The organism is Paraburkholderia phytofirmans OLGA172 (genome assembly GCF_001634365.1).
Taxonomy (GTDB): Bacteria; Pseudomonadota; Gammaproteobacteria; order Burkholderiales; family Burkholderiaceae; genus Paraburkholderia.
The window spans coordinates 2731226-2746301 of sequence record NZ_CP014578.1 but is presented as its reverse complement, the minus strand read 5'-3'; the positions used below and the strand labels follow the sequence as shown (position 1 = coordinate 2746301).

At 59.3% G+C, this 15076-nt stretch carries 13 protein-coding genes and 1 pseudogene; 7 read left to right on the top strand and 7 right to left on the bottom strand.

The window, feature by feature from the left end:
• Positions 1-133 precede the first annotated feature (133 nt).
• Positions 134-1126 carry an ABC transporter substrate-binding protein gene (locus AYM40_RS11990; protein ID WP_063496412.1) on the top strand — a complete coding sequence of 331 codons (993 nt, stop codon included), beginning with the start codon at positions 134-136 and terminating at the stop codon, positions 1124-1126.
• A 123-nt stretch (positions 1127-1249) separates the two neighbouring features.
• On the opposite strand, the gene AYM40_RS11985 is transcribed toward AYM40_RS11990, so the two are convergent.
• The 3 genes from AYM40_RS11985 to AYM40_RS11975 are packed head-to-tail and all read right to left on the bottom strand — an operon-like array spanning position 1250 to position 5863.
• On the bottom strand, positions 1250-2023 hold the full coding sequence (locus AYM40_RS11985) for an SDR family NAD(P)-dependent oxidoreductase (RefSeq protein ID WP_063496411.1): 774 nt from the start codon (positions 2021-2023) through the stop codon (positions 1250-1252).
• Positions 2024-2063: 40 nt separating this feature from the next.
• Positions 2064-2936 (bottom strand): 4Fe-4S dicluster domain-containing protein, encoded by an 873-nt coding sequence (locus tag AYM40_RS11980; protein WP_063496410.1) that lies wholly within the window; start codon positions 2934-2936, stop codon positions 2064-2066.
• Positions 2906-5863, bottom strand: coding sequence for a molybdopterin-dependent oxidoreductase (locus AYM40_RS11975; RefSeq protein ID WP_063496409.1), 2958 nt, complete (start codon positions 5861-5863; stop codon positions 2906-2908). Before AYM40_RS11975 ends, AYM40_RS11980 begins: the two co-directional genes overlap by 31 nt.
• A gap of 257 nt (positions 5864-6120) precedes the next feature.
• On the opposite strand from AYM40_RS11975, the gene AYM40_RS11970 reads away from it, so the two are divergent.
• Positions 6121-6660: a MarR family winged helix-turn-helix transcriptional regulator gene (locus AYM40_RS11970; protein WP_063496408.1), complete on the top strand. Its 540-nt coding sequence runs from the start codon at positions 6121-6123 to the stop codon at positions 6658-6660.
• Between the two features lie 45 nt (positions 6661-6705).
• Here AYM40_RS11970 and AYM40_RS11965 read toward each other — a convergent pair whose 3' ends face one another.
• Positions 6706-7641, bottom strand: a complete 936-nt coding sequence (locus tag AYM40_RS11965; protein WP_063496407.1) for a LysR substrate-binding domain-containing protein — start codon at positions 7639-7641, stop codon at positions 6706-6708.
• A gap of 236 nt (positions 7642-7877) precedes the next feature.
• Between AYM40_RS11965 and gtdA the strand changes: the two genes are divergently transcribed.
• The 4 genes from gtdA to AYM40_RS11945 all read left to right on the top strand — a co-directional run bounded on the left by gtdA (position 7878) and on the right by AYM40_RS11945 (position 11606).
• The gene (gene gtdA / locus AYM40_RS11960) at positions 7878-8924 is read left to right on the top strand and encodes a gentisate 1,2-dioxygenase (RefSeq protein WP_063496406.1); all 1047 of its coding nucleotides are present in this window, start codon (positions 7878-7880) and stop codon (positions 8922-8924) included.
• A 73-nt stretch (positions 8925-8997) separates the two neighbouring features.
• The gene (locus tag AYM40_RS11955; protein ID WP_063496405.1) at positions 8998-9696 is read left to right on the top strand and encodes a fumarylacetoacetate hydrolase family protein; all 699 of its coding nucleotides are present in this window, start codon (positions 8998-9000) and stop codon (positions 9694-9696) included.
• Between the two features lie 35 nt (positions 9697-9731).
• Positions 9732-10373: a maleylacetoacetate isomerase gene (gene maiA, locus AYM40_RS11950; protein ID WP_063496404.1), complete on the top strand. Its 642-nt coding sequence runs from the start codon at positions 9732-9734 to the stop codon at positions 10371-10373.
• A 21-nt stretch (positions 10374-10394) separates the two neighbouring features.
• Entirely contained in the window at positions 10395-11606 is a 1212-nt protein-coding gene (locus AYM40_RS11945; protein WP_063496403.1) for a 3-hydroxybenzoate 6-monooxygenase, read from the top strand.
• A gap of 123 nt (positions 11607-11729) precedes the next feature.
• Here AYM40_RS11945 and AYM40_RS42420 read toward each other — a convergent pair whose 3' ends face one another.
• Positions 11730-12029: a hypothetical protein gene (locus tag AYM40_RS42420; RefSeq protein WP_236720826.1), complete on the bottom strand. Its 300-nt coding sequence runs from the start codon at positions 12027-12029 to the stop codon at positions 11730-11732.
• 326 nt (positions 12030-12355) lie between these two features.
• On the opposite strand from AYM40_RS42420, the pseudogene AYM40_RS11935 reads away from it, so the two are divergent.
• A pseudogene (locus AYM40_RS11935) lies at positions 12356-12637 on the top strand (IS6 family transposase); the annotation flags it as partial.
• A 44-nt stretch (positions 12638-12681) separates the two neighbouring features.
• On the opposite strand, the gene AYM40_RS11930 reads toward AYM40_RS11935, so the two are convergent.
• Both AYM40_RS11930 and AYM40_RS11925 read right to left on the bottom strand, forming a co-directional pair.
• Positions 12682-13752: a porin gene (locus tag AYM40_RS11930; RefSeq protein ID WP_063496402.1), complete on the bottom strand. Its 1071-nt coding sequence runs from the start codon at positions 13750-13752 to the stop codon at positions 12682-12684.
• 319 nt (positions 13753-14071) lie between these two features.
• On the bottom strand, positions 14072-15004 hold the full coding sequence (locus tag AYM40_RS11925; protein WP_236720825.1) for an ABC transporter permease: 933 nt from the start codon (positions 15002-15004) through the stop codon (positions 14072-14074).
• Positions 15005-15076: the final 72 nt, after the last annotated feature.

Sequence of the window (15076 nt, the reverse complement as noted above, 5' to 3'; positions counted from 1 at the left end):
TGGTTCCTCTTGCTGCATGTGCACATGGGTGTCCCGCCGGAGAACTTCTGGAATTTCTTGACACACATCGTTCTATGGAAGATGATTCTACATCAATCTATATTTTCGAGTGAAGATCGACACAGGAGGAACAATGAGCAAGCTTCAGTTGTCCGTCGCCGTAGGCAACTACGACCGGATCAGGCCGTTGGTCGACGGGGAGGTTCAGATCGAGGGCGTGGACCCCGTCTTCATGTTGCAGGATCCCGAGGAGATCTTCTTTCGCGCTTTCCGACACGCGGATTTTGATATTTGCGAACTCTCACTCAGCAGCTACTCGGTGAAGACTGCCGCGGGGACTTCACCCTATATCGCGGTGCCGGTCTTTCCGTCGCGAGCCTTCCGGCATACGTCGATATATGTGCGCACGGATAGGGGTATCAACAGCCCGCAAGATCTGAAGGGAAAGCGCATCGGCGTGCCGGAATATCAGCTGACGGCAAACGTCTGGGTCCGTCTTTTTCTGGAGGAGGAGTACGGTGTAAAGCCTTCTGACGTGACCTGGGTGCGCGGTGGATACGAAGATCCGACCAGGGTGGAAAAAATCACGCTGAACCTGCCTGCGGACGTCAAGCTGGAGAACGCGTCCGAAGGCAAGACGATCTCGAACCTGCTGGCGGACGGGGAAATCGATGCCGTCATTGGACCCCGAGCGCCTTCATGCTTTGACCGCGGACATCCCCAGGTCAAGTATCTCTTCGACGATCCGCATAAAGCCGCAGCGGACTGGTACGCGAGCACGAAGCTGTTTCCGATCATGCACACGCTTGGCGTCAGGCGGACGCTGGCGGAGAGTCACCCCTGGCTTCCAGGCGCACTGTTGAAGGCATTCGAGAAGTCGAAAGCCCTCGCGTTGACAAGGCTTAGCGATACGGCGGCCACCAAGGTTACGCTGCCGTTCGTCGAGGACCAGCTGCGTGCGGCTCGCAAACTGATGGGTACGGACTTCTGGTCATACGGCTTTTCTGCTAACGAGCATGCCATTGACCGTTTTCTCGCCCGTCATTTCGCAGAAGGGTTGTCAAGCCGCCGCCTTGAGCCGCGTGAGCTTTTCCATCCGGCCAGCCTCGAAAGCTTCGCAATTTGAAGGGGGGCGGACAGGTCGCGATAAATGCCCGCTACTTAGGGATCCTGAAGCGAGGATGACGGTGGATGGCGATTTGATCGCGGCGGCACCGGCGCGCCGATTTCGACGCGCCGGTGCGCACAATCACACGCGATACGCGGGTGCGCCCTGTGGGGCACGAGAGGCGCCGCCATCTATGACGATTTCCGCCGCCTGCATGCTACTTGAGTGGTCCGAAGCGAGGAAAAGCGCGGCTTGGGCGACCTCGTCGGCATCGCTGAGACGGCCAATCGAAATACTTCTGACCAGACTTTTCTCGAGTTCCTCCAAATCCCTCTCCGTATGAGCGATGGTGCCCCAGATGGGAGTTCGAGTTGGACCGGGAACCAGTGTGTTCACACGAATGCCTTTAGGCGGGAGCTCTGACGCCAGCGCGCGTGCCATCCCCGATAGTCCAGCTTTGCTCGCAGCGTAAGCCCCGAATCCTGCGATTCCCATTGTTGCGACCACAGAGCCGATGAGAATAACCGATGCTCCAGAACGCAGGTATGGCAGCGCGGCCTGTACCGTATAGAAGCTCCCAGCAACATTGATCCTGAGTATGCGTTCAAAGAGCTCGCTGGACGTGCGCTCCAACGGAGTGGGAGGGACAACACCGGCACTGGCAAACAGGACGTCGATATGACCAAACTGGCGCCCCACTTCTGCGAAGGCGATGCCGAGAGCCCTGGTATCCGTGACATCGGCCTCGATCGTCACGACCTTCGCGCCAAGCTGACTGCGAGCGACTCCACGCGTTTCCGGATTGTTGCTCATGATGACGACGTCAGCGCCCGCTTCGAGGAACAGCCGTGCCGAAGCCAATCCGATCCCACTGTCTCCGCCAGTGATAACCGCCACCTTGTCGTTCAACTCCATGCGTGTGTCTCCTGCGAGTGTCAGGCTGTGGAAAAAGGCGTCAACACAGCAGTGTGCCGAGGTTGACGCTCCCTATGCGCTCTCTTGTTGCGATGATTCTTTCATTTCCGTTCTTGCGGACCCGCAGTTCGATTGTCGAAGTCTGCTCAGTCAGTCCGGAGAACCGGAAATCCCCGAAATGATCAGTCGTTGTCGTGCGTTCATCCCCGCCGGCGGAGTCGCGCAACACGATTTCAACACCCTCCACGTTTCGCAGGCGACCGTCGCCAGTGGCTTCGCAGACGTTGCCTGCGACCAGATGGCTTAGTGCGTCATCCAGATTGCGGTAGAAGACTCGAGGCTGTGTGCCGAACTCCGGGTTAATGACCGTCAGGTGTTCCTTCTTCACCATTTCTTCGAGTTCTGTGTCTGGCATGTTCAGCGCACGTAGTGCCCTGGTCGGGCAGGCTTGCGCGCAACGCGGTTCTTTCCATCCGGCGTCGAGCAGGTGCGCATCAAAATTCCAGTTCTGCGGCACCTGTTCCTGTTCATTCCATTCAATCATGCCGTAGGGGCACGCCGCCACCAGATCCCGTCGACCGTGTGACTTCTCCGGGTCAATGACCACGACGCCGTCCGGGCGCTTATAGATTGCCCCGTCGCCCGCTGCCTTGATGCATGGAGCGTTGTCGCAGTGATTGCACATCTTCGGAATGTAAGTCACGTCCACCAACGATCCCTCTCCGCGGACGTGGCGTTCGACACGAATCGTTTCGAGGCCCTCCGGCGGGTGCGGTGCCGAATAGCCCGGGAAGGCGTTACCGCTGTATTCGTCTTTTGTCGATATCACGCAGTTTCTGCAATTGATGCAGAGCGAAACGTCCACGACCAGTGCCCATTTAGTCATGCTGCCTTTTCCATTGTGGTGTCCCATTTCTCTACCTCCACCCAGCAACTGTTGGGAACAATCCCGTCTGCGGTCTCGCTCATCTTTCTCCCGGGAGTCAGGAGGTTGAGACAACCTCCGCGATCCACCATGCCTACTGAGGTCTGGATCAGATCGAGTTCGCCGCATGATTCGTTTCCGCGTGCAACGCCATCCTTGACGAGCTGCGAAACGTCGATTGCGCAGATGACCGATGCCTGGGTGTTGTAGACCCGGACCAGATCGCCCGACCCGAGGCCGCGCGCCGACGCATCCGTGGGGCTCATTCGCAGGACCCAGTATCGATAGCCTCCAACGTTCATCCGGTGCTCATTGATCGTGCTGATGTGGCTATTCTTTCCATCAGCCTGAGTATGGAAGCTGTAGACCGGGTGATTGGTTACGAGTTGGAGCGGGAACCTTTGCTTCACACCGCTCTGACTGTTGATATACCGGTTGACCGCCGGTCGCGCGGGATCGATCTGCTCGATACGGCGCAGGCTGGACGGCACAAACTCGAACTTGCCCGATTGCGTGGGCAGTCCCTGGCTAAATCCAGTCGAATACACGCCGGGGAGGGGATTCGCTTCCGGCAAGTCTTTGGTGCGGCCCTCTGCGAACCAGCGCATATCCACCGGCTGCTTGTCATCGTCCTTGGGAGGCGGCACGACGTGATAGCCTTTCTGCAGGAATTTCTTCCAGGTGGTCTGCTTCGGCAGGTCCGTGGAGTTGAAGATCCGCTCGCACCAGGTCAGTTCCGATCCACCGCCTTCCGAGTACATGCCGCCGTAGCCGAGTCTTGTCAGGATCTCCAGGAAAATCTGGTAGTCCGATTTTGATTCGCCGAGCGGCTCGATACATTTGTGCTGCATGATCATCATGCGGTGATTGAGCTGGCTCTGTGCGTGCTGGATGTAACCGCCACAGTTTGCCCATTCGGATATATCGTCACGCTCGAGGGCGGTACACGCGGGCAGGATGATGTCTGCAAACTGCGCTTCGTTCTCCATCCACACCGATTGATTGACGACGAACTCAAGGGACGGATGACGATACGCGTCGACAAGTCTGTTCGAGCCCGGGACGGTGCCGAATGAAGACGAGCCGTAGCGGTAGAGCATGTGAACGCGCGAATGGCCGAGCTTGGGATACGAGTATTGACCAAATTGCCCTTCAGCCGAGAAGCCGTCCCAGAAGTAGCCTTCCGCGCTTCCCTGCGTGATTGCCTCCGCAAGGCGTTGGCGAGGAATAGACTGCTTCACCGGATTGATCGTGATGATGTGCGGCATGCGGCAATAGTTGTTGGCCGCGCTTGCCGTGTAGGTCAGGTCGCCGGAGATTCCCCCCTCGGCATAGCCGGGAAAGTAAAAGTTCAGGTCCTGGGGAGCGCCGATCTGAAGGTTGCCAAAGTTGATCCCGGGCTTCCCCCATCCTCGCATGGCCATCATCATGACGAGGCTTCGCGTCCATTGGGCCCCCGTCTCGGTGCGGCATGCGCCGCCAAAGCCTGCGCCGAGACCTCCTGCAGCGAGGTACGTCTTCTTTGACGCCCACAACTGCGCGAGGCTGCGTACGTCTTTCGCGGGAATGCCGGTTTCTGCTTCTTGCCACTCCGGCGTCTTCGGCGTGCCGTCTTCTTCACCGAGAACATAGGCACGCCATTCGTCGAAGCCCGTTGTTTTCGATGCTACGTATTCCTCATCGTAGCTACCGCTGATCATCCATTCATGCATGATCGCGATCGCGAGCGCCGAATCGGTGCCGGGCTTGATCGGCAGCCATTTTCCACCGAGGAACTGGGCGGATTGCGTCAGGTAGGGGTCGATATGAACGAACTGTATCCCAAGTTGCTTGGCCCATAAGCGGCGCTCAGTGCCCTCGAATCCGGCGTACACGCCATTGGTCGACTCGGGATCGCTCGACCAGAAGACGATCACCTCCGCGTGTTCAAGACAGTCCTCCGTCGTGCCGTAAAAGCTCGGCGTACCCAGACGCAGACTGTTGCCGTAGTGATGCATGGCGCCCCAGTACCAGCCTTCCCAGCTAATCGGGCTCATTTCGATGCGGGTATAGCCAATCAGGTTACCGAAGCGTTGCATGGCGCTCAGGTAGTAGTTGACGTTTCCCCACTGGTGGTGAGCACCCGTGGCCATCGCGATCGCACCGGGACCGTGCTCCTGCTTCATACGGCGGATTTCGCCTACGACAATGTCGAGCGCTTCGTCCCAACTGATGCGCTCGTAGCCTGAAGTCCCCCGGGTCTGAGGATTGCGCTCGCCCTTCGGGTCGAAATCGACCCGCTTCATCGGATAAAGAATCCGTTTGTCTGAATAAACAAGGGATTTGAGTGAGAGCGCGTGCGGGCTGACGGTTGCACGTCGTGCCGGTGAAAACTGGCGGCCCCGTGCGGTGATGGTCCAACTGGGTCCGTCCTCTGCCGCCAGATCAATAGGCGTTGTCCGGATGATCTTGCCGTCCTTGACGAAGACAAACACCGGCCCGCCATTGGTGAGCGTGACATAACGGGTGGTCCCATCCTTCATCCGGGTGCCCGTGCGCCAGGACCCCGTTTTCATCGTGTTCACCAACTGGCCGAACCAGACTAGCGCCTCATCGCTGCCACCCTGCGTGATCTTGAAGTTCTTGAGCGCGTCGATCAGGAACGCGTGATCGGTCGTGGGCGCAAGCATCTGGCGTGCCGTTGCCACATCCATGAAGACCAGTTCGGCGTCGGGCTTGGTGTTGACACCCCAGCGCGCGGACACAGTGCCATTTCTGAAATGGAGTTGTCGCGCCAGACTGTTGTCCCTTAGCCGAAGCTGGATGACCCAGTGTCCGGAACCGAGATGTTCCCGTACGGACGGAAACTTCCGCGCCGCCATACGTAGAGCGAACGGCATCAGCCAGAGTATGAGGACGAGAATGTGTCTTTGCATGTGCGTCTTGAACCTGAGCTGAAATAAACCTGCGCGTGGCGCGGCGGCTGAACTGGGCTATTTTCAGCCCGGGACCGGGAAGCGGTCGCAAATTCGGCCGTGTGTTGTATGATCTCTCTTGTCACGGATGATTTTCAAAAAGATGATTCCGCATAAGATCGATTTATATCGAATCATGTGTCTCGGGATTAACAAAGTCAAGGACCCTGGGGAATACCCTGGTGCGATTGAAAACCTAAACGTCGAGGAATGAGCGAATGCCCAAGTCGAACTCCGCTACGGTCAAAACAACCAGGCGAGCTGCCGTGCCAGTGCTCGCGGCGGCAAAAGAAGCATCTGACGCATTTGATGATAGGGGGCGAACCGTTCCGTGGATGGCCAGAACGGTGCACAGGCTCTACGACGCCCAGGCACAGAAGATTCTCGACCGGGAGAACATCGCCATTTCGTACTGGTACTACTTACGGGTATTGGCGGAGCGGGGCGAGCTGAACCAGCTTGAACTGAGCAAACGCGTGGGTATTGCGTCGACTACGGCGGTGCCCGCCCTGGACAACCTTGAAAAGCGCGGCCTTGTGCAAAGAACCCGCGACCCAAACGACAGACGAAAGTATTTCGTCAGTCTGAAGGATGAAGGCCGGCGTCTGGTGGATGAGCTGCTGCCTGAGCTGACGGAGATGATTTCTGCTTCACTCGACGGAATCACCCAGCGAGATATGGGTGTTTTCTGGAAGGTCATGCATCGGATCGAAGCAAACCTCAACCAGAAGGCCCAGGACGATACGGTCGTGGATTGAGCAGGCGATGCCCCGGAAGTCTGGTTTGAGGGCTTATTCGATGCCTTAAGCGGTGTGCCATTCCTTCATGTGTGGGTCCGCGAATGCGCGAAGACTCTCCAATGCCATGGACACTGCAATGCGATTCACGTTTTCGGCGTGCCAGTAGAGCGAGACGGATCCGAAGCCCTCCAGTTGAATTGGCAAAATCCGCAGCGCGTTCAATTGTTCGAATCGAAGGGCGGCGCGATGCGACGCGACGCCCACCAGTTCAGTGTGGTTCAGCAACGTCAGGTTGAGAATCGAGGAATTGGATTCGACGCAATGGCCTGGCAGTGTGCGCCCCTCCGCGGCAAGCGCTGCCTCCAGTGCGGTTCGCACAGGTGTGCCTTGCGGCCAGACGATCCACGAATAGGCGAGGACGTCATCCCAGCCGAGCGCCGGGTGCCCGACGAGCGGGTGCTGCGGTCCTGCGACGAAGTTGATCGGCTCCGTATAGAGCGTCACCGTCTGCAACTGCGGATCGTCGTACTGCTGGCCTGACCGCCCAACGACGATATCCAGCTCGCCGCGCGCAAGTTGCGGCATCAGCTGGTTCATCGTGCTTTCGACGAGCCGCACCTGGGCGCGCGGCAGGCGCTCCAGAAGCCGGGATACGGCGAGGGGCACGGTATCGGCCGCCGATACCCCCGATGTGCCAATGCTCACGAGGCCGCTGCCGCCTTCGCGCATGGCCTGCATGTCGTCGCGCGTGACATCGAGATGGGCTTCGATGCGGCGCGCGTGTTCGATCAACGCCTCGCCATACGACGTGGGCCGCAAGCCGCGCGCGTGCCGCTCGAAGAGCGGCAGGCCGACATCCTCCTCCAGCTCCTTGAGCCATTTCGACAACGCCGGTTGCGTCGTATTGAGCGCCGCTGCCGATTGACTCAGATTACCTGTGCTCGCGAGGCTCAGCAGCACCTGCAGATGCCTCAGACGAAGACGGTAAGTCCAATCCATCGCCTCATCCTCCTGTGTCGACGGGAGTTAGCGCTAGCGCTTTCTCCGGTCCCATGCACTTGTTGCGCAGATTTTCCACTACGGCTGCGTAGGTATATCCAAAGCCGTATGGATTAGATGTTTTCGCCATTTTACGAGATATAGCTTCGTCGCATATAAATAGTGCACAGGGCCGATGAGAGCGACGCTTGCTTAGCCGACGTGCCCGACCCAGGTGACACCGACAGGAGACGCGAATGACACACAACAATCCGGACGCATCGCGCGTGGCCTACTACGAGCAGATCGCGCGGCAGCGCATGGCACCGCTGTGGGAATCGCTGCACAACCTCGTGCCGAAGGCGCCGCAACCAAAAGCCCAACCTGCCATCTGGAAATATGCGCAGGTGCGCGATCTCGTGATGCAGGCCGGCTCCGTCATCAGCGCCGAAGAAGCCGTACGCCGCGTGCTGATGCTCGAAAACCCCGGCCTGCCCGGCAAGTCCAGTATGACGCCGAACCTGTACGCCGGACTGCAGTTGATCCTGCCCGGCGAAATCGCGCCGAGTCACCGGCATACGCAGTCGGCGCTGCGTTTCATCGTCGAAGGCATGGGTGCGTGGACGGCCGTCAACGGTGAGCGCACGACCATGCGCCCGGGCGACTTCATCATCACACCGTCGTGGACGTGGCACGACCACGGCAACCCGTCAGTGGCAGACGGCGGCGAACCGGTCGTGTGGCTCGACGGCCTCGATATTCCCCTCGTTGCCCAGATGGACGCCGGTTTCGCCGAGAACTACCCCGAGGCGATGCAGCCGGTGACGCGCCACGAGGGCGACAGCTTTGCGCGCTTCGGTCACAACATGGTGCCCGTGCGGCATCGCGTGTCCGATCCCACGTCGCCGATTTTCAGCTATCCGTATGAGCGCAGCCGCGAAGCGCTTGACGCGCTGTATCGCAACGGCGAACTCGACGAGTGGGACGGCGTGAAGCTGCGATATGTGAATCCGACGACGGGCGGCTGGCCGATGCCGACCATCGCGACGTTCATGCAATACCTGCCCGCAGGTTTCAAGGGCCGCCCTTACCGCAGCACCGATGCAACCGTCTACTGCGTCGTCGAAGGCGAGGGCACCGCGAAGATCGGCAATGACGAATTCACGTTCGAGCCGCACGACGTATTTGTTGCGCCGTCGTGGGCGCCCGTGCAACTGACGGCGTCGGCGGAAAGCGTGCTGTTCAGTTATTCGGATCGCCCCGTGCTCGCCGCGCTGAATCTGCTGCGCGAAGAACGCAGCTGACCAACCTGCTATTCCCTCCGCGCGTGCTGCACCTGCGTGCGTGATCTCCTTTATCCATTGAGCCGAAATCATTATGACTTTTGTTTTCCCGCCCGAAGCACCTATTGCCGTTCCCGTTGCCGGTAGCGACGCTCAATTCGCGGTGCGCCGCGTCTATTGCGTGGGCCGCAACTACGCGGCCCACGCGCGCGAAATGGGCTTCGATCCCGAACGCGAGCCGCCGTTCTTTTTCTGCAAACCGGCTGATGCCGTCGTGCCGGTCGCGTATGGCGAGACGCTCGAACTGGCCTATCCGGCGCAGACACAGAACTATCACTATGAAGCGGAACTCGTCGCGGTGATCGGCAAGGGCGGCTCGGATATTCCGCTTGAACGGGCACTGGATCATGTCTGGGGCTACGCGGTCGGTCTTGACATGACGCGCCGCGACCTGCAGATGAAGATGCGCGAGATGGGCCGTCCATGGGAAATCGGCAAGGCATTCGACCGTTCCGCGCCGATCGGCCCGATTCATCCCGTCAGCGCGGTAGGTCACTTTGAAAGCGGCGCGCTGTGGCTGAACGTCAATGGCGAAACGAAGCAGAAGAGCGATGTGTCGCATCTGATCTGGTCGGTGGCCGAAACCGTTGCGGACCTGTCGAAGTACTTCCGCCTTGAACCGGGTGATGTGATTTTCACAGGCACGCCGGAAGGCGTTGGCGCGGTAAAGACGGGCGACACGATGAAGGTCGGCGTCGAGCGTCTGGGGGAAGTGACGGTACGGGTGGTCTGAACATCAGTAATCTGCCTTGAGACGGAGGTCTACCCGTGCAACTCCATAGCTTCTTCAACAGCTCGACGTCGTACCGCGTGCGCATTGCGCTCGCGCTCAAAGGTCTGGCTTACGACACGCTGCCCGTGAATATCCGAGTCGGCGAGCATCGCGCAGCGGACTACGTGGCGAACGTGAATCCGTCCGCGACGGTGCCCGCGCTGATCGATGGCGATTTCAGGCTTGGCCAGTCACTCGCGATCATTGACTATCTCGATCAGACGTATCCCGAGCCGCGTCTGATTCCGCTCGAACCCGCAGTGCGGGCGCGTGTACTCGAACTTTCGACGCTGATTGCCTGCGACATCCATCCCGTCAACAACCTGCGCGTGCTGCGCTATCTGGAGACGGAACTGCAGGTGACGCCGCAGCAAAAAACCGCGTGGTATCGGCACTGGGTCGCTCAGGGGATGGCGGGCGTCGAGCGCCTGCTCGAACGCAGCAACCACGGCCCGTGGTGCTTGGGCGCGCAGCCGACGCTCGCCGACGTGTCCCTCGTGCCGCAGATCGCCAACGCGCTGCGCATGGACTGCGATCTGAGCGCCTATCCGCGCAGCCTCGCGGTGTATGAACACGCGTCGGCACACCCGGCATTTGCTGCGGCAGAGCCGCAGCGCCAGCCCGATTATGTTGCTTGATTACAGGGGACGGAGACAGTCATGAGTGAGACAGACAAAGGGCGCCGCGTGCTCGTCATCGGCGGCGGTATTGGTGGACTCGCCGCTGCGCTGGCGCTGGCACGGCAGGGCATTCGCGTGCAACTGCTCGAGCAGGCTCCGGAGATTCAGGAGATCGGTGCGGGCATTCAGTTGGCCGCGAATGCGTTCAACGCGCTCGATGCGTTGGGTGTCGGCGAGGCGGCGCGCAGCCGGGCCGTGTTCACTGACTACCTGAGCCTGCGGGACGCGCTCGACGCGAAAGAAATTGCGCACGTCGACGTCAGCGAACCGTATCGCGCGCGCTTCGGCAATCCGTATGCGGTGATTCATCGCGCCGACATCCATCTGTCGATTCTCGAAGCGGTCAAGGATCATCCGCTGATCCAGTTCCGCACGAACACGCAGGTCTGCACGCTGGATCAGGATGCCAACGGCGTGACCGTCACAGACCAGCATGGCGAGCGTTACAGCGCGGACGCGGTGATTGGTTGCGACGGCGTGAAGTCGGCGATACGCAACGCGTTGATCGGTGACGCGCATCGCGTGACAGGGCATGTGGTGTATCGCGCAGTCGTCGATGTCGAGAACATGCCCAAGGACCTGCAAATCAATGCGCCCGTCGTGTGGGCGGGTCCGCACTGTCACCTTGTGCATTATCCGCTGCGCGGCGGTCGGCAGTACAACCTCGTCGTCACGTTCCATAGTCGCGAGAAGGAGGAATGGGGCGTGCGCGAAGGCAGTAAGCAGGAAGTGCTGTCGTACTTCGAAGGTATCCATCCGCTGCCGCACCAGATGCTCGACCGGCCGACTTCATGGAAGCGCTGGGCTACAGCGGACCGCGATCCCGTGGAGCGCTGGAGCGACGGGCGCGCCACCGTGCTCGGCGACGCGGCGCATCCGATGACGCAGTACCTCGCGCAGGGCGCCTGTCAGGCGCTCGAAGACGCGGTCACGCTCGGCGCGGCCGTCGCCGCTACCGATGGCGATTTCGAAGCAGCGTTCAAGCTGTACGAGTCGGTGCGCATTCCGCGCACCGCGCGTGTGCTGTACTCGGCGCGCGAAATGGGCCGTATCTATCACGCAAAGGGTGTCGAGCGTCTGGTGCGCAATTCGCTTTGGGTCGACCGCACGCAAGAGCAGTTCTACGACGCGTTGGCGTGGTTGCATGGCTGGCGCGCGGAAGATTGTCTGGATGGCGCCGTCCAGGGGTAAGGCCGCGGGCGGCAACGTATTGGGCTTGTCATCGCCGCGATCGCCAGATACAGAGGCGTGCGGCGATGCTCCATATCGAGCGTGTGCCGGGGATGCCAGAATCTTAGGATTCCATTCGAATCGCTACGGCAGGAATATCGCCTTCAGCTTCTCGGCAGAGAGTGGGGATGACAGGTCGGCATCGGGTGGTGCAGCGGGATCACACTTGGGGGCGAGACCCTTGGCGCTGTCCGCAAACGGAAACGGTAAAATCGCCGGCGATTCGCTGTCAGATGTGCCCTGATAGGCGGCTATCGCACGCCGCGCGGCGAAGCGAATATAGGACGTCGTGCCGTCGAGCGTAAAGTACTGGAACCCCGCTCCGGATTTTTTCGCCGCGATGAAACGGCAGCTCAGTTCGTTGTCGCTCCCGATCGCTGGCACGGGAAGATGCGCCTGTTCAAAGGCCTTTTCGGCCGCGAGCGCCGTGATCCCGTAGTCTGTGACGATCGCATCAATGAGCGGATATTGTGCAATTAGACCTGCGGTCGCCTTTTGGGCATCCGCGGGATTCCAGTTCGTCGCAATGATTTATTCGTTCAGTAGTTTCAGCTCGGGATATTTTTGCAGACCATCCTTGAGGCCGACCATGAAGTTCTGCGACGTCGTGGCACCTGCCGTTCCGCCCATAAAGATGACGCCGCCTTTCCTGTTTTGTCGCATTAAGGCGCTGAGATAAGATTCGCGTCCAAACATGGATGACGAACAAGATGGCCAAAACGAAGAAGTCGGCGCGCACGACGTTGCCACCGAGTATCGGTAAGGTGCTGAAGCGACTGGACCATCCACCGGACGTGATTTTGCTGTGCGTCCGCTGGTACGTAGCTTACTCGCTGAGCCTGCGCAACCTCGAGGGAATGATGGCCGAGCGGGGTTTGGAGGTCGACCATTCGAGCGTGCACCGCTGGGTGATCAAGCTCGTACCGTTGTTCGAAAAGGCGTTTCGCAAACACAAGCGCCCAGTTGGCAAGAGCTGGCGCTTGCGCGCGACAAAAAGCGCTGACGTACAGATGCCTGTACGTCAGCAGAACAGCGGTTAAAAGAAGTGCATGATGCCGATGTAGCCACCTTGCTGATTGTGGCCCGGCAGCGGTTGGGAGTCGGCCGTTTCAACCGGGAACGCCGAATTCTTCCCGTTGAACATCTCGCCAAAGGTCAGATAGAGGAATGTCCGTTTCGACAAGTTATAGGTGGTGCCGATGGCACCGAGATTTCCCGTGCCGCCGCCATGATTTACGTTGCCGTGATACCAGCCGGCCTGGAAGGCGAGGGCAGGGGTCGCCTGATACGAGGCGCCAATCCACTCCTGCTGGCTCCGCGTGGCGGCAGACGGATTGAAAGAATCGGCAACTGTATCTTGCCCAGACGAGACAAGCTGTTGAAAGCCGGTATAGAACTTCAGTCCACCCACTTGGTAGGTGGCGCCCACCATGTATTCGCGCGATGCCGCATACAGGCTGGAGAATTTACCGTTGGCGTCGCGAACTTCTTCGTATACACCGTAGGCAGCAAAATTCACGAGCGTGTACTGGGCGCTCACACTGAACTGGCGTCCGCCACGGAAATTGCCAGCCTCGTTGCCGAATCCGTCCTGCACGCGGAAGGAGAAGCCGGCCCAGTTAGGCGAATTGTAAGTGACGACGTTTGAGCGCGGACCCCACGCTCGCCCGAATGCAAAGTTGCCGACTCCAATGCCTACCTGTTCCCCCAACGGGTCGATGTACCAGCCCGTCTCGTCGGTGAGGCTCATTGCCCGTCCGAACCAGATACTGCCATACTTATCGTAGGAGAGGCCTACGTATGCATCGCGGGTGAAGATCGTGTCTGGCGGGATCTGACCTGTGCCGGACGTAAAAAGGCTTTCCAGTTTGAAGACAGCATGCAGGCCGCCTCCGAGGTCTTCATCACCTTTCAGGCCGAACCAGCTGTATCCATACTGGTTGCTGCCGAACCTGAAATTGCTCTTCGACTGGCCATTTGGCGTTGCGACGTTCGTGACGAAATCGAGACCAGATGCGACGCGTCCATACAGGGTCACAGTACTCTGTGCGTAGGTGTTGCAGGCGCAGAAAGCCATCAATGATGCGCAATAAATAATCTTTCGCATTTCGTTATCCTAACGATAAAATAGATTCTCCAGAGATTGCCTGACGGCCTCTATCGGGCCGTTGCAATCGGCTTGCAAAGTCAGGTCCAACGTTCAGGCGCAACGTTGAACCGGTCGGACAAGTGGTTTCTAGGAGCAGCTTCCGCTCGTCCACCGCCGATCTGAAACAGGTAAAGTCATTCGCATGCTGACGATGCAGTCCAACGACGCGTCCAACAGACTACTCGCTCCCGGGTCCCCTACCCGAATCGCCTGTCTTTCGAGCCAATACAACGCGTGCCCGGAAGAGAACGGCGTGGACCTTAGTTACTACTGTTCACTACGATTTTTTGCGAAACGTTTTTACTGCCGTTGGCAGATGGCGAACAGTGGTTGCGAGCAGAATCGCGCACGCCTGCACCAGCAACTGAACTGCGGGCCCCGCACCAAGTGCCAGCACAAGTTGGCCGAGTTGCGCCATGAACAGCGCCGCGACCGCGCTAGCGATAACGCTGCCTTTTCCACCAGTGAATGGTGTGCCGCCGACAACTACAGCCGCGATGGCGGGAAGCAGATAGTCGTTGCCCGACGTCTGCGACGCGCTACCAATGAAGCCTGCGAGTAGCATTCCGGCGGCAGAGAAGCACACTGCAGACGCGACATAAGCACCGATCCGGTATTGCAGAACTCTTACCCCCGCGGCCTCGGCCGCACGCGGATTGACGCCCACAGCGACAAATCTGCGGCCAATGGCAGTCTTGCGGGTGATGACCCAGGCCGTTACCACGAAAACGAACGCAAAGAGCACATTGGCTGGCAAGCCAACGAGTTGTGCGTGAGAGACGGTTTGCATGATGACCGGGACATTGACCGGAACATTGCCGGTTAGCGAACGGACGCCCCCAATGAGAAGCGCGTTGACCGCCAGCGTTGCAACCAATGGAGTAATTGCGAACCTCGAAACCAGTGTTCCATTGACGATTCCGACAATCATCCCCACGCACACCGTGAGAATCACTGCAAGGACAATGGAATCAAAGCCAAATCCGGTTCGAGCCATCACCACGCCAGCGAGCGAGACCATGCCAATTGCTGACATGTCGAGCCCCCGCTGCTGGATGACCAGGGTCTGTCCCGTTGCGACAATGGCGAGAATGCCTGCGAACGGGAGCATGGCCAGAATCGAACCACGGGTCATGGTGCCTGGTGCGATCACTGAGCTGACGGCGAAGAGAAGGATCAGTCCGACCCAGATCCACCAGAACTCACCCAATCCTGGCGCCCGAACTGACTTCGACTTCGCAAAGAATGACCGCACGAGATCCGAAAACACGTATGCCTGATT

Excerpts from the sequence above, each read along its gene's own strand:
- AYM40_RS11990 (WP_063496412.1), top strand. The coding sequence starts at position 134 with ATGAGCAAGCTTCAGTTGTCCGTCGCCGTAGGCAACTACGACCGGATC.
- AYM40_RS11985 (WP_063496411.1), bottom strand. The coding sequence starts at position 2,023 with ATGGAGTTGAACGACAAGGTGGCGGTTATCACTGGCGGAGACAGTGGG.
- AYM40_RS11980 (WP_063496410.1), bottom strand. The coding sequence starts at position 2,936 with ATGGGACACCACAATGGAAAAGGCAGCATGACTAAATGGGCACTGGTC.
- AYM40_RS11975 (WP_063496409.1), bottom strand. The coding sequence starts at position 5,863 with ATGCAAAGACACATTCTCGTCCTCATACTCTGGCTGATGCCGTTCGCT.
- AYM40_RS11970 (WP_063496408.1), top strand. The coding sequence starts at position 6,121 with ATGCCCAAGTCGAACTCCGCTACGGTCAAAACAACCAGGCGAGCTGCC.
- AYM40_RS11965 (WP_063496407.1), bottom strand. The coding sequence starts at position 7,641 with ATGGATTGGACTTACCGTCTTCGTCTGAGGCATCTGCAGGTGCTGCTG.
- gtdA (WP_063496406.1), top strand. The coding sequence starts at position 7,878 with ATGACACACAACAATCCGGACGCATCGCGCGTGGCCTACTACGAGCAG.
- AYM40_RS11955 (WP_063496405.1), top strand. The coding sequence starts at position 8,998 with ATGACTTTTGTTTTCCCGCCCGAAGCACCTATTGCCGTTCCCGTTGCC.
- AYM40_RS11945 (WP_063496403.1), top strand. The coding sequence starts at position 10,395 with ATGAGTGAGACAGACAAAGGGCGCCGCGTGCTCGTCATCGGCGGCGGT.
- AYM40_RS11930 (WP_063496402.1), bottom strand. The coding sequence starts at position 13,752 with ATGCGAAAGATTATTTATTGCGCATCATTGATGGCTTTCTGCGCCTGC.